At 71.6% G+C, this 23484-nt stretch carries 23 protein-coding genes; 12 read left to right on the top strand and 11 right to left on the bottom strand.

Annotation, left to right across the window (positions count from 1 at the left end; genetic code table 11):
• Positions 1-77 precede the first annotated feature (77 nt).
• From tsaB to ACPXBU_RS18745, 4 genes are read left to right on the top strand one after another with little or no spacing between them, the layout of a single operon-like run.
• Complete coding sequence (gene tsaB, locus ACPXBU_RS18760; RefSeq protein WP_425758984.1) at positions 78-755, top strand: tRNA (adenosine(37)-N6)-threonylcarbamoyltransferase complex dimerization subunit type 1 TsaB; 678 nt, start codon at positions 78-80, stop codon at positions 753-755.
• The gene (rimI, locus tag ACPXBU_RS18755) at positions 752-1234 is read left to right on the top strand and encodes a ribosomal protein S18-alanine N-acetyltransferase (RefSeq protein WP_393370386.1); all 483 of its coding nucleotides are present in this window, start codon (positions 752-754) and stop codon (positions 1232-1234) included. The genes tsaB and rimI overlap by 4 nt, the downstream gene beginning before the upstream one ends.
• Positions 1227-2273: a tRNA (adenosine(37)-N6)-threonylcarbamoyltransferase complex transferase subunit TsaD gene (gene tsaD / locus ACPXBU_RS18750; protein ID WP_393370389.1), complete on the top strand. Its 1047-nt coding sequence runs from the start codon at positions 1227-1229 to the stop codon at positions 2271-2273. Before rimI ends, tsaD begins: the two co-directional genes overlap by 8 nt.
• Before the next feature lie 14 nt (positions 2274-2287).
• Positions 2288-2542, top strand: a complete 255-nt coding sequence (locus ACPXBU_RS18745; protein WP_088987640.1) for a hypothetical protein — start codon at positions 2288-2290, stop codon at positions 2540-2542.
• A 23-nt stretch (positions 2543-2565) separates the two neighbouring features.
• On the opposite strand, the gene ACPXBU_RS18740 is transcribed toward ACPXBU_RS18745, so the two are convergent.
• The 8 genes from ACPXBU_RS18740 to ACPXBU_RS18705 form a co-directional block, all read right to left on the bottom strand.
• Positions 2566-3306: a DUF4142 domain-containing protein gene (locus tag ACPXBU_RS18740; RefSeq protein WP_425758982.1), complete on the bottom strand. Its 741-nt coding sequence runs from the start codon at positions 3304-3306 to the stop codon at positions 2566-2568.
• A gap of 184 nt (positions 3307-3490) precedes the next feature.
• A complete protein-coding gene (locus ACPXBU_RS18735) occupies positions 3491-3787 on the bottom strand; it encodes a DUF1707 SHOCT-like domain-containing protein (protein ID WP_393370395.1) in 297 nt (98 codons plus the stop codon).
• A gap of 19 nt (positions 3788-3806) precedes the next feature.
• Entirely contained in the window at positions 3807-4988 is a 1182-nt protein-coding gene (locus ACPXBU_RS18730; protein WP_393370397.1) for an ROK family protein, read from the bottom strand.
• Positions 4989-5010: 22 nt separating this feature from the next.
• Complete coding sequence (locus tag ACPXBU_RS18725; RefSeq protein ID WP_393370398.1) at positions 5011-6273, bottom strand: sugar ABC transporter permease; 1263 nt, start codon at positions 6271-6273, stop codon at positions 5011-5013.
• A complete protein-coding gene (locus ACPXBU_RS18720) occupies positions 6270-7088 on the bottom strand; it encodes an ATP-binding cassette domain-containing protein (protein ID WP_393370401.1) in 819 nt (272 codons plus the stop codon). The genes ACPXBU_RS18725 and ACPXBU_RS18720 overlap by 4 nt, the downstream gene beginning before the upstream one ends.
• A gap of 114 nt (positions 7089-7202) precedes the next feature.
• Positions 7203-8291: a sugar ABC transporter substrate-binding protein gene (locus ACPXBU_RS18715; RefSeq protein WP_425758981.1), complete on the bottom strand. Its 1089-nt coding sequence runs from the start codon at positions 8289-8291 to the stop codon at positions 7203-7205.
• A gap of 178 nt (positions 8292-8469) precedes the next feature.
• On the bottom strand, positions 8470-8949 hold the full coding sequence (ybaK, locus tag ACPXBU_RS18710) for a Cys-tRNA(Pro) deacylase (protein ID WP_425758980.1): 480 nt from the start codon (positions 8947-8949) through the stop codon (positions 8470-8472).
• A gap of 45 nt (positions 8950-8994) precedes the next feature.
• Entirely contained in the window at positions 8995-10182 is a 1188-nt protein-coding gene (locus ACPXBU_RS18705; protein ID WP_425758978.1) for a THUMP-like domain-containing protein, read from the bottom strand.
• 259 nt (positions 10183-10441) lie between these two features.
• On the opposite strand from ACPXBU_RS18705, the gene groES reads away from it, so the two are divergent.
• The 4 genes from groES to ACPXBU_RS18685 all read left to right on the top strand — a co-directional run bounded on the left by groES (position 10442) and on the right by ACPXBU_RS18685 (position 14788).
• Positions 10442-10756: a co-chaperone GroES gene (groES, locus tag ACPXBU_RS18700; protein WP_030330046.1), complete on the top strand. Its 315-nt coding sequence runs from the start codon at positions 10442-10444 to the stop codon at positions 10754-10756.
• A 70-nt stretch (positions 10757-10826) separates the two neighbouring features.
• Positions 10827-12467 carry a chaperonin GroEL gene (gene groL / locus ACPXBU_RS18695; RefSeq protein WP_393370412.1) on the top strand — a complete coding sequence of 547 codons (1641 nt, stop codon included), beginning with the start codon at positions 10827-10829 and terminating at the stop codon, positions 12465-12467.
• A 127-nt stretch (positions 12468-12594) separates the two neighbouring features.
• A complete protein-coding gene (locus ACPXBU_RS18690) occupies positions 12595-14274 on the top strand; it encodes a molybdopterin-dependent oxidoreductase (protein WP_425758977.1) in 1680 nt (559 codons plus the stop codon).
• Positions 14275-14395: 121 nt separating this feature from the next.
• Complete coding sequence (locus ACPXBU_RS18685) at positions 14396-14788, top strand: hypothetical protein (protein WP_425758976.1); 393 nt, start codon at positions 14396-14398, stop codon at positions 14786-14788.
• Between the two features lie 726 nt (positions 14789-15514).
• Here ACPXBU_RS18685 and ACPXBU_RS18680 read toward each other — a convergent pair.
• Complete coding sequence (locus tag ACPXBU_RS18680; RefSeq protein WP_425758975.1) at positions 15515-16075, bottom strand: hypothetical protein; 561 nt, start codon at positions 16073-16075, stop codon at positions 15515-15517.
• 972 nt (positions 16076-17047) lie between these two features.
• Positions 17048-17431, bottom strand: coding sequence for a WhiB family transcriptional regulator (locus ACPXBU_RS18675; RefSeq protein ID WP_355032435.1), 384 nt, complete (start codon positions 17429-17431; stop codon positions 17048-17050).
• A gap of 253 nt (positions 17432-17684) precedes the next feature.
• Between ACPXBU_RS18675 and ACPXBU_RS18670 the strand changes: the two genes are divergently transcribed.
• The gene (locus ACPXBU_RS18670; protein ID WP_425758974.1) at positions 17685-18503 is read left to right on the top strand and encodes a response regulator transcription factor; all 819 of its coding nucleotides are present in this window, start codon (positions 17685-17687) and stop codon (positions 18501-18503) included.
• A 32-nt stretch (positions 18504-18535) separates the two neighbouring features.
• Here ACPXBU_RS18670 and ACPXBU_RS18665 read toward each other — a convergent pair whose 3' ends face one another.
• Positions 18536-18955, bottom strand: coding sequence for a DUF5319 domain-containing protein (locus ACPXBU_RS18665; RefSeq protein ID WP_393372409.1), 420 nt, complete (start codon positions 18953-18955; stop codon positions 18536-18538).
• A gap of 185 nt (positions 18956-19140) precedes the next feature.
• On the opposite strand from ACPXBU_RS18665, the gene guaB reads away from it, so the two are divergent.
• The 3 genes from guaB (at position 19141) to ACPXBU_RS18650 (ending at position 23417) form a co-directional block, all read left to right on the top strand.
• Positions 19141-20703 (top strand): IMP dehydrogenase, encoded by a 1563-nt coding sequence (gene guaB / locus ACPXBU_RS18660; RefSeq protein WP_393372407.1) that lies wholly within the window; start codon positions 19141-19143, stop codon positions 20701-20703.
• Between the two features lie 30 nt (positions 20704-20733).
• Positions 20734-21852 (top strand): GuaB3 family IMP dehydrogenase-related protein, encoded by a 1119-nt coding sequence (locus tag ACPXBU_RS18655; protein ID WP_393372404.1) that lies wholly within the window; start codon positions 20734-20736, stop codon positions 21850-21852.
• A gap of 149 nt (positions 21853-22001) precedes the next feature.
• The gene (locus ACPXBU_RS18650; protein WP_425758973.1) at positions 22002-23417 is read left to right on the top strand and encodes a M1 family metallopeptidase; all 1416 of its coding nucleotides are present in this window, start codon (positions 22002-22004) and stop codon (positions 23415-23417) included.
• Positions 23418-23484 lie beyond the last annotated feature (67 nt).

Genomic DNA, 23484 nt, shown 5'->3' with positions numbered 1-23484 from the left:
GGGTGGTGTGGTTCCGTGGGTGCTGGCGGGGCGGGGCGTGACCGGGGCTCGGGGCGAGGCCGCTAGGCTGGCTTACCGTGCTCGTACTCGTGGTGGACAGCTCGACCCCCGCGGTGACCGCGGCGCTGGTGGACGTCTCGGCGGATGGTGTGGCGCCGCGCGCGCACCGGTGCACGGTCGACGCCCGCGCGCACGGCGAACTGCTCGCGCCCCAGGTGGACGCGGCCCTCGCCGACGTCGGCGCGCGTCCGCGTGACCTGGGGGCCATCGTCGCCGGGCTCGGCCCGGGGCCGTTCACCGGGCTGCGGGTCGGCCTGGTCACGGCCGCGACGATGGGTCAGGTGCTCGGCATCCCCACGTACGGCGTCTGCTCGCTCGACGGCATCGGCTACCCGGCGGCGTCCGGTGAGCCGGTGTTGGCCGCCAGCGACGCCCGGCGCAAGGAGCTGTACTGGGCCGTCTACGACGGTGCCGGCGAGCGGATCGTCGGCCCCGAGGTGTCCACGCCGGCGGTCGCCGCCGCGCGCGCCCGGGAGTTGGGCGCGACGATCGCGGTGGGCGACGGGGCGCACCGGTACGCCGAGACACTGGACCTGCCCGTCCGGGTCGAGCCGCGGTACCCGGACGCCACCGTGCTGGCGCTGCTCGCCGCCGAACGGATCCGGGCGGGTGCCGCCACTGAGCGGCTCACCCCGCTCTACCTGCGCCGGCCCGACGCGGTGGCGGCGACCGGCCGCAAACCGGTCCTGCCATGACGGCCGTACGACTCGTTCCGTTCCGCTGGTGGCACATCGACGACGTGCTGCCGATCGAGGCTGACCTCTTCGGCGCCGAGCAGTGGTCGCCGGCCATGTTCTGGAACGAGTTGGCAAACGGGCACCACTACCGGGTCGCCGTCGACGCGGACGGTGCGGTGCTCGGTTACGCCGGGCTTGCCGGTGTTCCGCCGGGCGAGGTGTGGGTCCAGAACATCGCCGTCCGCCGGGACGCCCAGCGGCGCGGTGTGGGCCGTGCCCTGCTTGAGGAACTGCTCGCCGAGGCGGCCCGACGCGACGCCCGCAGCACCCTGTTGGAGGTCGCCGTGGACAACGCCGCGGCCCAGCGGCTCTACGCGACGTACGGGTTCGAGCCGGTCGGGGTGCGGCGCGGCTACTACCAACCGAGCAACACCGACGCGCTGGTGATGCGGCGCGACGCCGAGCCGACCGGGGACGGACCACACCACAATGGCTGACGAACCGCTGATCCTGGGGATCGAGACCTCCTGCGACGAGACCGGCGTCGGCATCGTGCGGGGGCACACCCTGCTGGCCGACGCGCTCGCCTCCAGCGTCGAGGAGCACGCCCGGTTCGGGGGTGTGGTGCCCGAGGTGGCCAGTCGGGCACACCTGGAGGCCATCGTGCCGACCATGGACCGGGCGCTGACCGAGGCCGGCGTCACCCTGGCCGACATCGACGCGATCGCGGTCACCTCCGGGCCAGGGCTGGCCGGCGCGCTGCTCGTCGGTGTCGCCGCCGCGAAGGGGTACGCGCTCGCCGCCGAGAAGCCCGTGTACGGCGTGAACCATCTTGCCGCCCACGTCGCGGTGGACACCCTCGAACACGGCCCGCTGCCCGAACCCGCCATCGCGCTGCTGGTGTCCGGCGGGCACTCGTCCCTGCTGCTCGTCGACGACCTGGCCCGGGGTGTCACCCCGCTGGGCGCCACCATCGACGACGCGGCCGGCGAGGCGTTCGACAAGGTCGCCCGCCTGCTCGGGTTGCCGTTTCCGGGCGGCCCGCCGATCGACCGGGAGGCGCGGGCCGGTGACGCCGCCGCGATCGCCTTCCCGCGCGGCCTGACCGCCGCGAAGGACCTCGCCGCCCACAGGTACGACTTCTCGTTCTCCGGCCTGAAGACCGCGGTGGCCCGGTGGGTCGAGGCGCGGGAGCGAGCCGGTGAGCCGGTGCCGGTAGCCGACGTGTCCGCTTCCTTCCAGGAGGCGGTCTGTGACGTGCTGACCAGCAAGGCGCTCGCCGCCTGCCGTGCGCAGGGCATCGATACCCTGGTGATCGGCGGGGGAGTGGCGGCGAATTCGCGCCTGCGGGCGATGGCCGAGCAGCGGGCCGAGAAGTACGGCATCCGGGTCCGGGTGCCCCGGCCGAAGCTGTGCACCGACAACGGGGCGATGGTGGCGGCGCTCGGGTCGCACCTGGTCGCCGCGGGGGTGGCGCCCAGCCGACTGGACCTGCCGGCCGACTCGGCACTGCCGTTGACCACGGTCAGCGTGTGACGGGAGCGCCGGACATGATCGTACGAATGTGGGAGGCGCGCGCCGAGGCGTACGGCGTCGCCGACCTCATCACCTGGGTGTGTGACACCGCCCTGCCCGAGTTGGAGCACGACCCGCTGTACGTGTCCAGCGAGGTCTTCTCCTCCACCGACCACCGCGTGGTGGTCATCTCCAAGTGGCGCAGCAACCCGCGCCCGCTGCCCGATCCGCCCGCCCTGCTGGTGGCCCGCGCGCCGCACTCCTGGGACTTCACCCAGGTCGACCGCTGACGCGAGCCACCAACGAGCGATCCTCAGCTGCGGCGCAGCATCCGGTACGTGGCGATTCCACCGGTGCCCAGCGCGGCGAGGAAGACCAGCCAGACGACCGTGCTGCTGACCCCTACCTGGGGGCCGGCGTTCGCCTTGGCGGCGGCCAGCAGCCCGTCCTCACCGGGGGCGGGCAGCGCGGCCGGCGGCAGCTCCGGCCAGCGGACCAGCCCGGTGCTCTCCAGCATCTGCATGTGGTGCTGGACGAACGTGTTGGCGTCCTCGCAGAGCTTGCGGACGGTGGCGTCCCGGGTGCTGGCGCGGACCGCGCCGATCACCGGGAAGATCTTGCCGTGGGCGACCCGGAGCCGGGTGACGAAGATCTGGTCGAAGCGGGCGCCGGAGGCCTTCTGCATCTCGGCCAGCCAGCCCTTCTGCTCGGCCGTCGGCTCGCTGGGGATGCTCGCGCCCAACTTGTTCGCCGCGTCCACCGTGAGCTGGTCGAGCCGCTGGTGCTCGCTGGCGATGCCGGCGCCGATCTCCCGTACCTTGGCCGACTGGCCCTTCTCGGCGGCCATCTGGCCGGCGGGCATCTCCCACAGCCCGGCCAACCGGACCCCGTTGAGCAGCGTCATGTCCGCGGCGTTGAGCTGCTGACCACCGGCGGGCGCGGCGACGGCCACGCCGGGCAGGACACCGACCGCCGCGATGATCGCGATGAGCAGCAGCGCCGCTCGGTGGGTCCGGTTGCCCACTCGGCGATGGGCGGATCTCAGCGGTGCCATGTCTGTGGGGCCTCCTCGGTCCGGACCGAAACGCGTCTGGACCGGGCAGCCACATCCTGCCGACTGCCCGTCCGACCACTGGTACGGACTGACCGCGCGATCAGTTCACCTGAAGGGCGACGCGGATCGGCGGGACGCGGGCGACGCCGATCAGCGGCCGACGCGGATCAGCGGGTCAGGCGGATCAGCGGGTGACGGCGAGGAAGCCGCCGAGCAGCAGCAGGGTGAGCGCGGCCGCGGCGAAGAGCATCAGCAGCTCGCGACGCCCGTGCTCGACGGGGTCGCCGTCGACGGTCGGGTGGGGCAGGACCGGCAGGTCGCGGGTCAGCGCGGCCAGGTCGCCGAGGGTGCGTGCCGTCCACACCGCACCGGCCCGATCGGAAAACTCGTCGAGGGTCAGTCGGCCCGCCGCGGTGTGCCGGTGCAGCTCGGCGACCACCCGGTTGCGGTCGTCGTCGGAAGCGCGCAGCTCGACATCCACGCTGGACAGCGTACGCGGATCAGCCCACGTCGAGGGGATCGGCGAGGAGCCGTTCGAAGGCCAACTCGGCGGCCCCGATCAGGGGGGCGTCCTCGCCCAACTTCGGCGTACGCAACCGGACGTGCTCCAGGCAGGCGGCGAGCGCGTTGGAGTTGAGTCGGCTGCGGACCTGGGCGGCCGACGCGAGGTAGAGGTCGCGCATGGTGCCGCCGAAGATGACCATTTCCGGGTTGAAGACGTTCACCAGGTTGGCCAGTCCGAAGCCGAGCCAGTCACCGGCCTGGCGGACCGCGGTCTGGGCCCGGGCGTCGCCGCGGTCGGCGGCGTCGAAGACGGCCAGTAGCGCGTCGGGGCCTCGGGCGTCGGAGCGTCCGGCGGCGCGGAGCAGACCATGCTCGCCGATCTCGGTTTCCCAGCAGCCCCGGGAACCGCACTCACAGGGCCGGCCGTCGAGGACCACCTTCATGTGGCCGACCTCGCCGCCGTACCCGCCGTGGCCGGTCAGCCGGCGGCCACCGGCGATGATGCCGGCGCCCACGCCGACGTCGCCGTACAGGTAGAGGACGTTGTCGCAGCCGGCCGCCACGCCCCGCGCGTGCTCGGCGAACGCGGCCACGTCGGCCACGTTTCCGACCGTGACCGGCACGTTGACGCCCAGCTCGGCGGCGAGCGCCGCGCCGATGGGCTCGTCCACCCAGCCGGTGGTCGGGCCGAGCCGTACCAGGCCGTCGTCCCGGCGGACCATGCCGCAGACGGCGACACCGGCGCCGACGCAGATCGCGTCGGCCGGCACGGTCTGCTGCATCTCCTTGACCGCGCCGGCCAGCATCGGCGCGGCCTCCGCGGCCAGCAGGCCACGTGGTCGGTCCAGGTCCCGGCGGTCCAGGACCGCGCCACCCAGCCCGATCCGGGCGGCGCGCAACCGGTCCACCTCCACGGAGTACGCGTACGCGTAGACCCGGGCCGACTCGGGCCGGACGACGAGTGACGGTCGTCCGGCCCGGCCGGTCTCCTTCGGCGCCCCCTCGCTGACAAGTCCCACAGCGGACAGATCGGAGGTGAGCGCGCCGATGGTGCTGCGGTTGAGGCCCAGCGTGGTGGTCAGTTCGGCCCGCGTGGTCGCACCGTGGACGTGTACGTGTCGCAGCAGAGCCCCGAGGTTCTGCCGTCGGACGTGGTCCTGGCTCGGTCCTGGGCGCATTGTGGTGCTACCTCCCGCGTGGTCAGCGGGTGCCGGTTGCTGCCGCGCGGCGGCGGGAGAGAGCGTCGACGCTGGCGGCGAGCAGCAGTACGACGCCGGTGACCACGTACTTGATTCCCGCGCTGTACCCCATCAGGCCCATTCCATTTTCGATGACCGCGACCACCGCGCCGCCGAGCACGGCGTCGAGGACGCGGCCCTTGCCACCGAAGAGGCTGGTGCCGCCGATGACGGCTGCGCCGACCGCGTAGAGCAGTACGTTACTGCCCCCGGTGTTCGGGTCGACCGAGTTGGCCCGGCTGGCCGCCACGATGCCCCCGATGGCGGCCATGGACGAGCAGATCACGAAGACGGAGATCCGGATCCGGTCGACTCCGATGCCGGCCCGGCGGGCCGCTTCCCGGTTGCCGCCCACGGCGTAGATGTGCCGGCCGTAGCTGGTGCGTTGGAGCACGAAGGTCCAGATGACCAGCAGCACCGCGATGATCGGCACCACGATCGGCACGCCCTTGAGCGAGACGATCAGGACGTTGCGGCTGCGCTCCAGGTTGAGCACGTAGACGGCGGTGCCGAGGATGACGGCGAGCCCGGCGATCCGCAGCGCCACCACCGCGATCGGGTCGGTGATCAGGCCACGGGCCGCCCGGTTGCGGTGGCGCAGCAGTTGCACAGCCGCGTAGCCGATGATCGCGAGGGCGGTCAGCGCCCAGCCCAGCGTGGGGGCCAGGTTGCGGTTGGCGATGGCGACCAGCACCTCGTCACGCACGGAGATGTTGGTGCCCTCCTGCACGAGCAGCAGCACGACGCCCTGGAAGGCGAGGAAGCCGGCGAGGGTGACCACAAAGGACGGGATGCCGATCTTCGCGACCAGCATCCCGAGCGTGGTGCCGATGACCACGCCGGTGGCGACCGCGGCGAGCACGGCGACCCACCAGGGGTAGCCGAGCACGGTGACCACATTGGCCAGCACCGCCGCGCAGACGCCGCTGGCGAAGCCGGCGGAGAGGTCGATCTCGCCGAGCAGCAGCACGAAGACCAGGCCCATCGCGATCAGCGTGACCGCCGCGCCCTGGGTGAAGAGGTTCGCGAAGTTGCCGGCCGACAGGAACGACGACGGCCGCATGATCGCGAAGACGGTGCAGAGCACGATCAGGCCGAGCACCGCCGGTAGCGCGCCGACGTCGCCACCGCGTACCCGACTCAGGTAGTTGCGGACGTGGCCTCCGACGGTCGGCGCCGGTGTGACGGCCGCCGGGCCGTCCTTCCGCACGGCGGTGGTGGTCATCGGACGCCTCCTGAGGTCGAGTCGGCCGGCTGCGGGCCGTCGCCGTTGCTGCCCGGGTCGGTGGCGAGGCCGAGCCCGCCCGAGCGCCCGGCGGTGATCAGCTCGACCACCTGGGCGTGGGTGATGTCGGTGGTCTTCACCTGGGCGACCATCTGGCCGAGGTACAGCGCGGCGATCCGGTCGGAGACGGCGAAGACGTCGTTCATGTTGTGCGAGATGAGCACCACGGCCAGGCCGTTGTCGGCGAGGCGGCGGACCAGTTCGAGCACCTGGGCGGTCTGTGCCACGCCCAGCGCGGCGGTCGGCTCGTCCAGGATGACCAGCTTGCTGTTCCACAGCACGGCCTTGGCGATGGCCACGGTCTGGCGCTGGCCACCGGAGAGGCTTGACACGTGCTGGCGCAGTGAGGTGACGGTGCGGATGGAGAGCCCCGCCAGGGTTTCGGCGGCGAGCTGTTCCATCGTCGGCTCGTCCAGGACGATGCCGCTGCGCCGCTCCCGGCCGAGGAACATGTTCTGCACGATGTCCAGGTTGTCGCAGAGCGCGAGGTCCTGGTAGACGACCTCGATGCCGAGCGTGGCGGCGTCGCGGGGGCTGCCGATGTGCACCGGTTCGCCGTCGAACAGGAACTCGCCGGAGTCGGTGGGGTGGATGCCGCTGATGCACTTCACCAGGGTCGACTTGCCGGCGCCGTTGTCGCCGACAAGTGCTGTCACTTCGCCCGGGTGGACGGTCAGGGCGACGTCGCGGAGCACCTGGACGGGACCGAAGCTCTTGTCGATCCCGCGGAGTTCCAGCAGAGGGGTCGCGGACACGGGGGTCTCCTTCTCAAGGGAGGGTCGGGGCCCGTCCGGCGGGCGCCGCCCGGCACGGGAGGGTGCTCCCGTGCCGGGCGGCGATTGTCGTCCCGGCGGGTACTGCGACGTCCGTCAGCTGATGCCGGCTTCGGTGCAGAACTTGGCGTACGCCGCGGTGCAGACCTGCTCCTTGGTCGCGTAGCCGTCGGCGATGACGTCCTTGACGTTGTCCTTGTAGATGGCCTTCGGGGTGAGCAGCACCGAGGGGACGTCGCGGTCACCGTCCTTCACCGACTTGCCGGTGTCCTTCTTCTCGCCCTTGGCCAGCGCGATGGCCAGGTCCGCGGCGGCCTTGGCCTCTTCCCGAACCGCCTTGTAGACGGTCATGCACTGGTCACCGGCGAGGATGTTCTGCAGGCCCTCCACGCTGGCGTCCTGCCCGGTCACCGGCACCTTGCCATTGATCTTGTTCTTCTTCAGGATCGAGATGGCGGCGTTGCCGAGAGTGTCGTTGGCGGCCAGCACGCCGTCGATCTTGCCCTTGGTCGCGGTGAGCTGCTGCTCGAAGATGGTCGCGGCGGTGGGGCCGTCCCAGCCCGGCACGGCGTCGTCCGGGCCCTTGGTGTATTCCTTGGAGTCGAACTTCGGCTTGAGCACCGAGTCGTAGCCCGCCTTGAACAGGGTGGCGTTGTTGTCGGTGGGGGAGCCGTTCAGGTACGCCACGACCGGGTTCTTGGCGTTCTTCTCGGTCAGGCACTTCGCCAGACCCTCGCCCTGGAGCTTGCCGACGGTCTCGTTGTCGAAGCTGACGTAGTACTGGGCGGAGCCGCCGAGGGTGAGCCGGTCGTAGTCGATGGTGGCGACGCCCTGCGACTTGGCCTTGTCGAGCACGGCCTTGCCGGTGCCGGAGTCCAGGTTGACGATCATCAGGGCGGTGACGCCGCTGGTGATCATCTGGTCGGCGATGGTCTGGAAGGCGGCCTTGTCGTTCTGGGCGTTCTGGATGTCGTACTTGACGTTGGCGGCCTTGAACGCCTCCTCCAGGAAGCGGCGGTCGGCCGTCTCCCAGCGGGGGGAGGACTTGCTGTCCGGAAGGATCACGCCGATCTTGGGAGTCTTTTTGGAGTCGGTCGAGCCGGTGCCGGAGTCGTCGCTACAGGCGGTCAGCCCGCCGGTCGTCAGCAGGCCCACGGCGGCGATGGTGAGGATCCCCTTACGCATGTGCAGGGTCCTTTCGTGGTGGGGGAGGTGTTGTTTTGTTGTGTCCGGCAACGTATTTCGCGTCACACCGGCTCCACAAGACCGCGCAGGTGCCTAGTTTGTTGGGGGCGATAACAATTCAGCAACGCGACTGTTACTCCGTGGGTATCCCACCGGGGCGTCGACGTAACGACTGTCGTCAGCGGGCCTGGAGCGGCGCGGTGCGGGCGTCCGTCAACGCCACCAGATCCGCCGCGGCCAACTCGAGTTGCAGGCCGCGTCGACCAGCCGAGACATAGATCGTCGGGAAGTCCGACGCGGAGTCGTCGAGCACCGTGGGCAACCTCTTCCGCTGCCCGAGCGGGCTGATCCCACCGCGTACGTATCCGGTGGCCCGCTCGGCGACCGCCCGGTCGGCAAGCGCCGCCCGCTTCCCACCGACCGCCGCCGCGAGCGCCTTGAGATCCAGCTCGCCGGTGACCGGGACGACCGCCACGGTGAGCGTGCCGTCGACAGCGGTCACCAACGACTTGAAGACGCGCTCCGGTGCCACGCCCAGCGCCACCGCGACCAGCGCGCCGTAGTTCGGGGCGTCCGGCGACACCCGATAGGGATGCGTGCGATGCGCGACCCCGCGCTTGACCAACAGTGCCGTCGCCGGTGTGCCCTGTCCTGCCACACCGGCGACGTTAGTGGACATGCCGACCGAGGGCTTGACGCAGGCCTAGTCGACCGGCCGACCGATCAGCACGGTCGGTGCGCCCGCGACCCGGGTGAGCACCAGGCTCGCCGCCGCGTCGCCGGAAAGCCGCAGGTCCCGTCGGAGCTGCTCCGGGGTGAGCGCCGAACCCCGCTTGAGGATCTCCACCCGGCCCACCCGGCGCTCGCGCAGCAACGCCCGCAGGCGCTTGAGCGAGAACGGCAGCACGTCGGTGATCTCCAGGCAGCGCGCGTACGGGGTGCGGGTCGGCAGGTCCGCGTAGAGGTAGGCGATGCTCGGGTCGCCGAGGGTGGCGTCCAGTTCGGCGGCCAACTCGGCGACGAGGTGCGCGCGGATGACCGCCGGGTCCGGGTCGTACAGGTAACGCCGGGGCGGCCCGACCGGGGCCTCGTCGGCACCCGAGCCGGTGAGCTGGTGGCGCTGGGTCTCCGCGCGGTAGAGCGTGGCGCGGCGGGGCACCTCCGCCAGCTCACCGCACCAGAGCGCGGCCTCCACCAGGTCGCCGTCCACGCCTACCCACTCCGCCTCCGCGCCGGCCGGAATGAGCGCGTGGTCCAGGCCCGGGGCCACCTTCACCACCGTGCGCGGCACCCGCTCGGCCAGCCCGGTGACGAAGTCCCACGGCGGCGAGTAGGCGCGCGGGTCGAAGATCCGTCGACCGGTGCCGGTCGTGCGGCGGGCCGGATCGCAGAAGACCCCGTCGACGCGGGAGACGTCGAACGCGGTGGCATCGCCGCACTCGACGGTGAACAACTCGGCCAGCCCGGCCGCCGCGGCGTTGGCGGCAGCCATCGCGGCGGTCACCGGGTCGGCCTCCACCCCGTACACCCGGATGCCGGCGCGGGCGGCGGCCAGCGCGTCCGCGCCGAGGCCGCAGCCCAGGTCGGCCAGGGTGCGGACGCCGGCCGCGGACAGCCGGGCGGCCCGACGATCGGCGACCACCCGGCGGGTGGCCTGCTCCAGCCCGGGGCGGGTGAGGAACATCCCGGCGGCGGCCGGGCCGAACTTGCCGACCGCGCGGTGCCGCAGCTCGGCCTGGGTGAGCGCCGCCGCGGCCAACGTCGGTGGCACCCCGGCCGCGCGCAGCGCCGACGCCGCGGCCAGCGGATCACCGCCGGCCAGCCCGGCCGCCGCCGTGAGCGCGGCCGACCCCTCGGGGGTACGCAGCGCCGCCAGCTGATCGAGATCCACCCGGTCATTGTCCGGGTGGACCCGGAAATCCGGGCTGGCGGGGCGCGACTCGCTGGCACTCTCCTTGACGGAGTGCTAGCCACGGAATAACCTGCGATTAGCACTCTCACCCTGAGGGTGCCAGCTTCCGGGTCTCGCGACCCGGGTGCGCACGCCAGGCGGACCGGCACCCGCGACGACGGTCCCGCCCGGTGGCATGAGGCAGATTGACGCTGGTTGGCCCCGCCGGCCAGCAACGAAACCAGTACCCCAGGAGGGTATGCCCGTGACTACCGCGACCAAGGTTGCGATCAAGCCGCTCGAGGACCGCATCGTGGTCCAGGCGAACGAGGCTGAGACCACCACGGCGTCGGGCATCGTGATCCCCGACACCGCCAAGGAGAAGCCGCAGGAGGGCACTGTCCTCGCTGTGGGCCCGGGGCGCGTCGACGACAACGGCAACCGGGTTCCGGTTGACGTGCAGGTCGGCGACACCGTCCTTTACTCGAAGTACGGCGGCACCGAGGTCAAGTACGCCGGCGAGGAGTACCTGGTGCTCTCCGCCCGCGACGTCCTCGCGGTCATCGAGAAGTAAGCAACCGATCAGTGCCACTGCCCCGGTCCGGCTCGCCGGGCCGGGGCAATGGCGCTTCGAAGGGACATTAATGGCGAAGATCCTGAGCTTCTCGGACGACGCCCGGCACCTGCTGGAGCACGGTGTCAACGCCCTCGCGGACGTGGTCAAGGTCACCCTCGGCCCGCGCGGGCGCAACGTCGTCCTGGACAAGAAATTCGGTGCGCCGACGATCACCAACGATGGTGTGACCATCGCCAAGGAGATCGAGCTCACCAACCCGTACGAGAACCTTGGCGCGCAGCTGGTCAAGGAGGTGGCGACCAAGACCAACGACGTCGCCGGCGACGGGACCACCACCGCGACCGTGCTGGCCCAGGCGATGGTTCGCGAGGGCCTGCGCAACGTGACCGCCGGGACCAACCCGGCCGGCCTCAAGCGGGGCATCGACGCGGCGGCCACCAAGGTTTCCGAGGCGCTGCTCGGCAAGGCAGCCGAGGTCACCAGCAAGGAGTCGATCGCGAACGTGGCGACGATCTCCGCGCAGGACGCCACGATCGGCGACCTGATCGCCGAGGCGATGGAGCGGGTCGGCCGCGACGGTGTCATCACCGTCGAGGAAGGCTCCATGCTCACCACCGAGCTGGACGTGACCGAGGGTCTCCAGTTCGACAAGGGCTTCATCTCGCCGAACTTCGTCACCGACCTGGAGAGCCAGGAGTCCGTCCTCGAGGACGCGTACATCCTGGTCACCACCCAGAAGATCTCGGCGATCGAAGAGCTGCTGCCGCTGCTGGAGAAGGTCCTGCAGAACAGCAAGCCCCTGCTGATCATCGCTGAGGACGTGGACGGCCAGGCGCTCTCCACCCTGGTGGTCAACTCGCTGCGCAAGACCCTCAAGGTCTGCGCGGTCAAGGCCCCGGGCTTCGGTGACCGGCGCAAGGCGATGCTCCAGGACATCGCGATCTCCACGGGCGCCGAGCTGGTCGCCCCGGAGCTGGGCTACAAGATCGACCAGGTCGGCCTCGAGGTGCTCGGCACCGCTCGGCGCGTCGTGGTCGACAAGGAGAACACCACGATCGTCGACGGCGGCGGCCAGAAGGCCGACCTCGCCGACCGGGTTTCCCAGATCCGCAAGGAGATCGAGGCCTCCGACTCCGACTGGGACCGGGAGAAGCTGGCCGAGCGGCTGGCGAAGCTCTCCGGTGGCATCGCCGTCATCAAGGCGGGCGCGGCCACCGAGGTCGAGATGAAGGAGCGCAAGCACCGCATCGAGGACGCCATCGCGGCGACCAAGGCTGCGGTCGAGGAGGGCACCGTCCCCGGCGGCGGCGCCGCCCTGGTGCAGATCCGCTCGGTGCTCGACGACGACCTGGGCTTCACCGGTGACGAGAAGATCGGTGTCTCGGTCGTGCGCAAGGCGCTCGTCGAGCCGCTGCGCTGGATCGCGCAGAACGCCGGTCACGACGGCTACGTCGTGACGCAGAAGGTCGCCGACCTGAAGTGGGGCAACGGCCTCGACGCCGCCAAGGGCGAGTACGTCGACCTGGTCAAGGCCGGCATCATCGACCCGGTGAAGGTGACCCGCAACGCGGTCACCAACGCCGCCTCGATCGCCGGCCTGCTGCTCACCACGGAGAGCCTCGTGGTGGAGAAGCCGGAGCAGGCCGAGCCGGCCGCCGGCGGCGGCCACGGCCACGGTCACGGCCACCAGCACGGCCCGGGCTTCTGATCCGGTAGAGCGACACCCGTTGCGGGGCGCACCGTCGTACGACGGTGCGCCCCGTTCGTCTGCGCTGATCATTACCGAACGCTGACGTAGTTGGCTACCGGGCAGGATGATCGCGCACACTGGGCCGATGAGCACCACGTCGCGGCGCTACGCCGCGCTGGCCGGAGTGACGGCCGCCGCCGTCGCGATCGGAATCGCCGAGCCGGTGGCAGTGCTGACCGGCCCCCGGTCGGCGCCTCTGGTCGCGGTCGGCGGGGTGGTCGTCGACGCCGTCCCCGAGTCGCTGAAGCAACTCGCCATCGACCTCTTCGGCACCGCCGACAAGATCGCACTGCTGGTCGGCACCGGCCTGCTGCTGGGAGCGTTCGCCGCACTGTTCGGCATGCTGGCGGTCCGCCGGCTGGCATTCGGCCTTGCCGGCATCGCCGCGTTCGGCGCCATCGGCGTGGCCGCCGCCGTGACCCGCCCCGGTGCGGACGCGGCCGACGCGCTGCCGTCGCTCGTCGGTGCCGGCCTCGGCGCCCTGGTGCTGTGGTTGTTCATCGCCGGCCCGTTCGAGCTGAACCCCTGGCCCTGGTCACCACCCACGCCGACCGTGTCGCCCGCTGCGCCGGTCTCGCCTGCCGCCCCGGTGTCACCTGGTGGTTCGCCGGTTGGTCCGGTGGCGCCCGCCGCCCCGGTGCCTCCGGGCGGGCTATCCGTGACGGCGAACGCGCCGGTCGGGCGTGCCGACGTTGACCCCGAGTCGCGGCGACGGTTCCTCACCGGGAGCGGGGTGCTGCTCGGCACGGCCGTGGTGGCCGGTCTCGGTGGGCGCTGGCTCTCCGGCCGGCGCGGAGTGTCCGCCGCCCGGGAGGCGATCCGCCTACCCGCGCCGGTCGCCCCCGCACCGGCCGTGCCGGCCGGCGCGGACCTCGCGGTGGCACAGCTCGCGCCGTACGTCACCCCGAACTTCGGGTTCTACCGGATCGACACCGCGCTTGTGGTGCCCCAGGTGGATCCGGACACCTGGCGGCTGCGTATCCACGGGCGGGTCGGCACCGAGCGCACCTACAGCTACGCGGACCTGCTGGCCCGTCCGCTCGTCGAGCGGTACGTCACGCTGGCCTGCGTCTCCAACGAGGTGGGCGGGGACCTGATCGGCAACGCCCGCTGGCTCGGCGTACCCCTTCGGGAGTTGCTGGACGAGGTCGACCCGGACGACGATGCCGACCAGGTCGTCGGCCGGTCGGTCGACGGCTGGACCTGCGGCACCCCCACCGCGGCGCTGCGCGACGGGCGGGACGCGCTGCTGGCCGTCGGCATGAACGGTGAGCCACTGCCGGTCGAGCACGGCTTCCCGGTCCGGATGGTGGTGCCCGGACTCTACGGTTACGTGTCGGCGTGCAAGTGGGTGACCGAGCTGGAACTGACCAGGTTCGCCGACTTCGACGCGTACTGGGTGCCCCGCGGCTGGTCCGCCCAGGGGCCGATCAAGACCCAGTCGCGGATCGACGCGCCCCGGGGACGAAACCGGCTGACCGCCGGCCCGGTCACCGTCGCCGGCGTGGCCTGGGCGCAGCACCGGGGCATCAGCCGGGTCGAGGTACGCGTCGACGGCGGAGGCTGGCAGCAGGCGGAGCTGGCCCCGACCGTGTCGGTGGACACCTGGGTGCAGTGGTCCTGGCGTTGGGACGCCACGCCGGGCGAGCACCGACTCCAGGTCCGCGCGACGGACGCGACCGGCCAAACCCAGACCGAGCGTACGCAGGACGTCGCACCGGACGGCGCAACCGGCTGGCACACCGTCACCGTCACCGTTCGCTGAGCGGCCGGGGTCGTTCCTCGGGCGCGGTACGCCGTGGGCGACCGGAGTACGCAGGCTGCCGTACCCCCGATGACGTCGCCGGGCGGACGCGGACCGGGCCGTACCGGGACAGGGTGAAGCCATGACTGTTACCGCACGGACCTTCACCATCGCCGGCCTCGTCGTCGGCGCCGCGGGCATCGGCGTGCTGTGGGCCGCCGGGGTCGAGTTTCCCGTCGCCGTACCGCCGGGGATGATCATCCTGTTGGCTGGCGCCCTCTTCGTCGCGCTCGCACCGTGGCGCTTGGCGCCGGCGGTGGGCGCACTGCTGGGTCTGTTCGTGGCCGTCGGGTTCGCGATCAGCCCGACCGGGGTGGACAACCTGCTCGGGCGGCACGGGGCCGACGTGGCGACCGGACAATTGATCCAACTGATCGGGGTGCTGACCGCGCTTGTCGCCGGGGCGCTCGCCACAAACGCCGCCCGTCGGACGCCTCAGCGCCACCGCTCCGGCCGGCCCGGGGTCACTCGCTGAGGTCGTTTGTCACCTCATCAGGGCGACGTGGGCGGCTCGACGAACCTCGGTGCGCCAACGGCACCAGCTCGGAACCATCCGCCTTCACCCGTCCCCTGCGCGAACGTGCGGGCCGCCCGACGCCGGCCGCCCCAGCCGCTCCCTTGCCGTGGTCCTCTTCTGACCGCTGAGTCGCCCCGCGCGCCGCGGGCCGGGCTTCGCGGGCCGGGCTTCGTGCCGCGTGGGCCGGGCTTCGTGCCCCGCGCGCTGCGGGCCGGGCTTCGTGCCCCGCGCGCTGCGGGCCGGGCTTCGCGCCCCGCGCCCCGCGCCCTGCGCCCCGTGCGCCGGGCTTCGCGCGCCGGGCCTCGCGCCCCGCGCCCTGCGCCCCGTGCGCCGGGCTTCGCGCGCCGCCTTCGCGCTTCGCGCGCATGGCGCCCGCGCATTACCGGAGATCTTGGACAGTTTCCGTTACGCCGGCCCGCCGCCGTAACGGAAACTGTCCAAGATCTCCTCGCAGTCGCCAATCGGGCGGGGTAGTGCCGGGCAGCGGGCGCGTCGCCATTCGTCATGCCGGCCAGACCCGGAAACGCCGCTGGCCGGCACCCCGAGTTACGGGGCGCCGGCCAGCGGTCGGTGTCATGTGGTCGTGCTGCGGTGCGGCCGTGCGGTGGTGCCGTGCGATGGTGCGGTGCGGTGGTGCCGTGCGGTGGTGCGGTGCGGTCGTGCGGTGGTGTGGTCGTGCGGTGGTCAGCTGTTCCAGTGCTGGTTGACGAGGTCGGTGGCCTGCTGCTCCCACTGGGCGTAGGCGTCGGGGTAGGCGGAGACCTGGACGGTCTGCGCGGCGTCGGTCAGCGCCATGTCCTGCCAGCCGTCAACCTGACGCAGGCCCTTGAGGAACGCGGTGGTGGAGTACTCCGGGTTGGTGATCTGCTCCGGCGTACCCCAACCCGAGCTGGGGCGCTGTTGGAACAGGCCCAGCGAGTCGTGGTCGTTGGCGTCGCCGAGGTGGCCCAGGTTGTCCAGCTTCGACTCCTGCAGGCTCGTCGCGATCGAGATGACCGCGGCGCGCTCGGGCAGGCCGGCCTTCTTCGTCGCGGCGATGATCGCCTTGACGTTCGCGGTCTGCTCATCGTTCAGGGAGATGTGCGACTGGTCGCCCTGCGGCTTCGGCGCAGCGGTCTGCACGGCCACCGCGACCGGCTTGGCATCCACCGGGTTGGCGTGGGCGGCGATCGGACCGGCGAACACACCACCGGCGAACGCGAGACCAGCAACGGACAGCACGCTCTTACGCATGATCGTGTTCATGGGGGTAGCTCCTTCGGGGGTAGGAACACCCAGCCACCAAACGGGGGTCGGCGGCACGGGTGTGAGCACCTCGTCCGGCGCTGCACGTTCAAAAAGGGGAAAGTCTTGGGGGTACGCGACCGGCAAGCCCGGAGACTCACGGCGCCCGGAGGGCGGCGACCTACAAGCGAGGGCTCGTGGCGCCGGGTCCATCTGTAACGACCGAGGGGCCGGGGTCATTCCGGGGGTGGCCCATCGCGTGGCACCCGATGGGGGTGGGGTGCTCGGCGGAGTCTTTAACGACCGCGCCGAGAGGGGCTCACGGCGTCGGGGTCGGCGCCTACAAGCGGGGCTTGTGGTGCCGGGTCCATCTGTAACGACCGGGCGCGGGTCGGCATTCCAACCTGCTGGGCCAGCATCCCAACCCTGTGGGACAGGGCGGCACGTCGTGCTGCGATCGTCAGAGTGTGTAACGACCCTGGCCTGGCCACGATTCCGACCCACGGGTGCGACCGGTCACAGGATGAACGCCCCATACACGCAGAGCCTAAGCTCTACCCTGCTCCTGAACCTCCCAGACCGGACAAAACATCCCAAGCCTCTTATTGCCGCTTGCCTCTTCTTGAGTCGCGCGCTCGGCTTGATCCACTCGGTGTCATTGACATCGGGCTGTCCGGGTGGGCGGGATGCCCCGATGTCATTGACCCCGAGTTGATCACGACGATACCGGCGGTCGGTCACGACAGGGTGCCGGTGGAGCGCGACGGCGCCGGTGGTCGAGCACGACGGCATCGGTGGTCGAGCACGACGGCGCCGGTGGTCGAGCACGACGGCATCGGTGGTCGAGCGCGACGAGCGCGACGGCGCCGGTGGTCGAGCACGACGACGCCGGTGGTCGAGCACCGGCACGGACCGGCGTGTGGCTCGTGGGATTTGACCGCGCGACACGAAACCGCGCCTCCGGGGCGGAGGCGCGGTTCGGGACGTGTGGGGTCAGGCGACGTGGCGTTGGGCCGGGACTGTCGACTTGTGTGGGCGGCCCAGTCGGGCTTCCAGTCGTGCGACGTCGACTCGGGCGTGCCGGCGGTCGGCCAGGTCCTCCCAGCCGACGGCGAGCAGTCGGAGTCGCTCCGACTCGCTGAAGCCGCCCCAGACGCCGTAGGGCTCGCGGACCGACAGGGCGTGCGCGGCGCACTCCGCTCGGACCGGGCAGGCGCGACAGACTGCCTTGGCGGCCGACTCGCGGCGCAGTCGGGAGGAGCCTCGTTCGCCGTCGGGGTGGAAGAACTGGGCGCTGTCCCGGCCTCGGCAGGCACCGAGTCGCTGCCAGTCCCAGAGATCGACGATGGGTCCGGGCAGTCTACGTACGTTCGACATCAGCACCCCTCCTCCCGCGCGGCTCCGCGAGAATCCATGTGGCCGGCATCCGGGCGGCGGGCCGCGCAGGCGCACCGTTCCCGGCCTGGACCTCCCGGTACCCGGACTGTTGACGGCTCACACGTCTGTGATCGAAAACGTCCTAGAAATTGCGGCTTTTGCCCCAACTGTCGGAAAAGTTCGAAGGATTGCCGGGAACCCCCTCCCCAGCCGACCCCGTCATGGTCTGCTCGTTGGCGGAGAGGAGACCACAGTGCGTACCGTTCTTGTGTGCGTTCGGACACCACTCGCGGCCCAGCACCTTACTTCTGCTGCCGCGCGCCTGGGGTTGTCCGCAATCGTTCGTACCGCCGTCTCCGATCCTGAGGTGATGCTGCGGCTCGCCGAGCGACCGGCTGACGTGGTGCTGGCCGACACGGCCCTCACCCGGCCGGACAGCGCCGGCTTCGTCCGGCGGGTGCTGGCCCGCGCGCCGCAGGCCGCGGTGCTGTTGCTCGGCACCGAGGAGTCCGAGGCGGCGGCGGCAACCATCAGCGCCGGGGCCCGGGGCCTTATCCAGAATGTCGACCACGACCTGACCAGCGCGGTGGCGAAGGCGTTGCTGCTGCTCACCGCGCCCGGACGGGCGTCGCGGCAGCGGATCACCGATCCGGCCCGGGACGCCGCGGCAGTGGGTGGCTCCGGTCGCTCGGGGCCGTCACCGCGTGGTTCCGGCGATCCCGGCTGGGCGGCCACGCCCGGCGAGGGGCAGGCGGGTGTGCCGTCGGTGCCGGTGCAGCGGGGTGACGACGAGGCCGAGGCGGCGAACGGCGAGTCGTCGGCGGACCAGGCCGATCCGGCCCGATCCGCTCCGAACGCCCGGCCCAGTCGGGCGTCGATCGGCCTCACCGAGCGCGAGCTTCAGGTGCTGCTCGGCATGGCCGAGGGCAAGAGCAACGCGGAGATCGGTCGGGAGCTGTTCGTGTCTGAGGACACCGTCAAGACGCACGCCCGCCGGTTGTTCCGCAAGCTTGGCGCTCGGGACCGGGCGCACGCGGTGGCAGCGGGTTTCCGAGCCGGCCTGGTCGCCTGAGGCGGGCCGCGGTCACTCCGCGATCGCCGCGGTCACTCCGTGGCGGTGGGGGTGCCCGGCTCGTCGTCGGTGCCCTCGGTCAGGGTGTCGTGCACCCCGTCGGCGTACCCCCGGGCGTAGTCCCAGGTCACGTAGTGATCAGGGTCGGGGTCGTACGCGGGCTCGTGCACCCGGGGCCGACCGGAGTTGAGCAGGTGCCGGAGGTTGCCGCGGAGCAGGTCCCAGTCGAAGTAGTGCGGCTCCCGGCAGTCCTCGCATTCGATCACCAGGCCGCGAACCCCGATCGGGGCCAGCAGAGCCTGGTATATCTCCAGGTCGGCGAGGTCTTCCAGCACATCCTGCCGCTCGACGTCGGTCAGCGGATCCGGCGTCGCGTCATCGCCCGGGTCATCCAGACCCGCGGTCGGATCGGCCGGGTCGCCGTTGAACGGGTCGATGGGCTCGTCGTGCACCCCCTCACCGTAGACCCAACGCGGCGCGAACGTCCGCCCCCCGGCCTTGCGCCGGCCCGGCCTGCCACGGACGGGTCGCCCAGCTCACTGGGTACGATGAGGCGACGTGCCGGCACCGTGGCGCGCTCCGGTGCCCGCCCGCGCCACCTCGCTGAAGCCCATCCGAGCAGCTCAGGGGAGCAATCGTGGAAAATTCGCCCAGCACCGATCTTCCGGCCGGCGGCGAGCACGCCGACCTGGGCGGCCACCTGCCCGAGCTGCCGGCCGGCTCCGCGCGGGTGGTTCCGCTCGGCCTCACCTTCGACGACGTGCTGTTGCAGCCGGGCGAGTCGGACGTGGTGCCCAGCCGGGTCAACACCCGGACGAAGCTCACCCGCAACATCGAGCTGTCCATTCCGCTGCTGTCCAGCGCGATGGACACGGTGACCGAGGCCCGGATGGCGATCGCCATGGCCCGCCAGGGCGGCATCGGCGTGTTGCACCGCAACCTCTCCCTGGAGGACCAGGCGCTCCAGGTCGACCTGGTCAAGCGGTCCGAGTCCGGCATGATCACCAACCCGGTGACCGCCAGCCCGGACGACACGCTGCGCGAGGTCGACGAGCTGTGCGGGCGCTACCGCATCTCCGGCGTTCCGGTGGTCGACGGCGACGGTCAGTTGGTCGGCATCGTCACCAACCGCGACATGCGGTTCGTCTCGGAGCCGAACACTCCGGTCCGCGAGATCATGACCCACACCCCGCTGATCACCGCCCGGGTCGGCGTGAGCAAGGACGACGCTCTGGCGCTGCTGCGCCAGCACAAGGTCGAGAAGCTGCCGATCGTCGACGACTCGGGCCGGCTGCGTGGCCTGATCACCGTCAAGGACTTCACCAAGAGCGAGCAGTACCCGGACGCCAGCAAGGACGACGCCGGCCGCCTCCGGGTCGCCGCCGCCATCGGTGTGGGTGAGGACGCGTACAAGCGGGCCCGCGCTCTCGTCGACGCCGGCGTCGACGTGCTGATCGTGGACACCGCGCACGGTCACCAGCGGGCCGTGCTGGACATGGTCCGCCGGCTCAAGGCCGACGTCGCGGTCGACATCATGGGCGGCAACGTCGCCACGTACGCGGGCGCGAAGGCGCTCGTCGACGCCGGTGCCGACGGCGTCAAGGTGGGCGTGGGACCGGGCGCGATCTGCACCACCCGGATCGTCGCCGGGGTCGGCGTGCCGCAGGTGACCGCGATCATGGAGGCGGCTCGGGCCGCCCGCCCGGCCGGCGTGCCGGTGATCGGCGACGGCGGCATCCAGTATTCCGGCGACATCGCCAAGGCCCTGGTGGCCGGCGCCGACACGGTGATGCTCGGCAGCCTGCTGGCCGGCTGCGAGGAGAGCCCCGGCGAGCTGATCTTCGTCAACGGCAAGCAGTTCAAGACGTACCGCGGGATGGGGTCGCTCGGCGCGATGCAGTCCCGGGGCCAGGCCAAGTCGTACAGCAAGGACCGCTACTTCCAGCAGGACGTGCTCAGCGACGACAAGCTGGTCCCGGAGGGCGTGGAAGGCCAGGTGCCCTACCGGGGGCCGCTCTCCCGGGTGGCGCACCAGTTGGTCGGCGGGTTGCGACTTGCCATGGGATACGCCGGTGCGGAGAACATCCCCGATCTGCACCGCCGAGGCCAGCTCATCCGGATCACCGCGGCCGGGCTGAAGGAGAGCCACCCGCACGACATCCAGATGACCGTCGAGGCGCCCAACTACCACACCCGCTGATCCAACACCCCCAACCTCCTGGAGTCCCCCATGCGTGACGTGGTCGAGATCGGGCTGGGCAAGACCGCGCAGCGCGGCTACCACCTGGACGACATCGCCATCGTGCCGAGCCGCCGCACCCGGGACGTCGACGACGTGTCGACCTCCTGGCAGCTCGACGCGTACCCGTTCGGCATTCCGTGTGTCGGCCACCCCTCCGACGCCACCATGAGCCCGTCGTCGGCGGTGCGGCTCGGTCAGCTCGGCGGTCTCGGCGTGCTCAACGTCGAGGGTCTGTGGACCCGCTACGAGAACCCGACGAAGGTGCTGGACGAGCTGGCCGGCCTCGACGAGGAGGCCCGCGCCACCAAGCGGCTCCAGGAGGTGTACGCGGAGCCGATCCGTCCGGACCTGATCGCCGAGCGGGTGCGTGAGCTGCGTGCCGGTGGTGGCACGGTGGCGGTGCGGGTCTCTCCGCAGCACACGCTGGCGCTGGCCCCGGTGATCCTGGACGCCGGGGTGGACATCCTGGTCATCCAGGGCACCATCGTCTCGGCCGAGCACGTGTCGACCACCGACGAGCCGTTGAACCTCAAGGAGTTCATCGCCGACCTCGACCTGCCGGTGATCGTCGGTGGCTGCACGGACTACAAGACCGCGCTGCACCTGATGCGTACCGGCGCGGCCGGGGTGATCGTGGGCATCGGTGGCGACGAGTGGTCGACGACCGAGTCGGTGCTCGGCATCCGGGTGCCGATGGCCTCCGCGATCGCCGACGCCGCGGCGGCCCGTCGCGACTACCTCGACGAGACCGGCGGCCGGTACGTGCACCTGATCGCCGACGGTGACATCCAGACGTCCGGCGACATCGCCAAGGCGCTCGGCTGCGGCGCGGACGCGGTGATGCTCGGTGAGCCGCTGTCGCTCTGCGAGGAGGCGCCCGCCGGTGGCGCCTGGTGGCACTCGGCGGCGAGTCACCCGTCGCTGCCCCGGGGCGCGTTCGAGGTGGCCGGTGACCCGCTCGGGTCGATGGAGGAGCTGCTCTTCGGTCCGGCGGACGAGGCCGACGGCCAGCTCAACCTGTTCGGTGGGTTGCGTCGGGCGATGGCCAAGTGCGGTTACCGCGATCTGAAGGAGTTCCAGAAGGTCGGCCTGGTCCTCGACCGCTGACCGATTCGTCAGACGCCGGAAGGCCGGCCCGGCGTGATGCGGGGTCGGCCTTCGGTGCGTTGCGCCGGGAATCCAACAAAGGCTGGTCGCCCGGTCGGCGCCGCTGGCTACGCTCGTCCTGATCGGGACCCCGGGCGGGAGGAGTCAGCATGGTCCGGACCGGACGGACGCGCGCCGGCACCCGGCTGGCCACCGCGCTGACCTGCGTCATCGGGCTGGTGTTGGCCGGTTGTACGGGCGAGCAGCGGGACGGTTTCCGGCCCGGCGCGGCCGACGCCGGTGACCCGTACGTGCCGGGGCGCGGCAACGGTGGCTACGACGTCACCCACTACGGCCTGGACGTCCGCTACGACCCGTCGACCGATCGGCTGACCGGTCGAGCCGTCATCACCGCCGCGGCCACCCAGGACCTGTCCCGGTTCAATCTGGACCTGGCCGGCCTGACCGTCAACGCCGTCCGGGTGGGCGACGCGCGGGCCGACCACCGCCGCGACGACGGCGAGTTGGTGGTGACCCCGCGCGACGGCCTCCCGCGTGGCCAGCAGTTCACCGTGACCGTCGACTACGCGGGCGTGCCCACCGCCGTCGTGGACGGGTCGTTGGGCAGCGGCGGCTTCCTGCACACCGCCGACGGCGCGGTCGCGCTCGGCCAACCCGACTCGGCGGCCACCTGGTTCCCGGTCAACGACCACCCGTCGGACAAGGCCAGCTACGACCTGGCGGTGACCGTCCCGGACGGCCTGGCCGCGCTGAGCAACGGAGTGCCCGGGCCGAAGACCAGCGCCGACGGCTGGACCACCTGGCACTGGTCGGAGCGCACCCCGATGGCCAGCTACCTGACCACGCTTGTGATCGGCGACTACCGGGTGGTCACCGGCACGCACGCCGGCCGGCCGATGGTCACCGCGGTGGCGGCGAGCCTGCCCCCGACCGGCGGCGCGGCCAGCTCCCTGGCCCGCACCGGTGCGATCGCCGACTTCCTGGCCAGTCGCTTCGGCCCGTACCCGTTCGACTCGTACGGCGGGATCGTGGTCGCCGACGACCGGATCTCCTACGCGCTGGAAACCCAGTCCCGCCCGGTCTACGGGCCGGCGTTCTTTCCTGGCGACCGGCCCAACCCGAGCGTCGTGGCGCACGAGTTGGCACACCAGTGGTTCGGCGACAGCGTGTCGGTGGGCAGGTGGAGCGACATCTGGCTGAACGAGGGCTTCGCCAGCTACGCCGAGTGGCTGTGGGAGGAACACGACGGCGGCCGGACCGCCCAGCGCAACTTCGAGCTTCAGTACGCGGCGACCGACTGGTCGCAGCCGTCGGTCGAGCCGGGCCGGGAGCGGATGTTCGGCACCGCCGTCTACAAGCGTGGGGCGCTCGCCGTGCACGCGTTGCGCCGGACCGTCGGTGACGACGTGTTCTTCCGCATCCTGCGGACCTGGACCACCGAGCGGGCGGCGGCCAACGCGACCACCGCGGACCTCGTCGCGCTTGCCGAGCGGGTGGCGGGTCGGCAGCTCCGGCCGCTCTTCGACGCCTGGTTGGTGGGTGGTTCGGCGCCCACACTGCCGTGACGGGGCGGTGATGGCCTGTCGATATGCTGCCGCCCGGGGACGGCGGGGACCGGCCCGCTCGCGGGGA

It is taken from the genome of Micromonospora sp. DT231 (assembly GCF_049847025.1).
Lineage (GTDB): Bacteria > Actinomycetota > Actinomycetes > Mycobacteriales > Micromonosporaceae > Micromonospora.
This window is presented reverse-complemented; position numbering and strand designations above follow the sequence as displayed.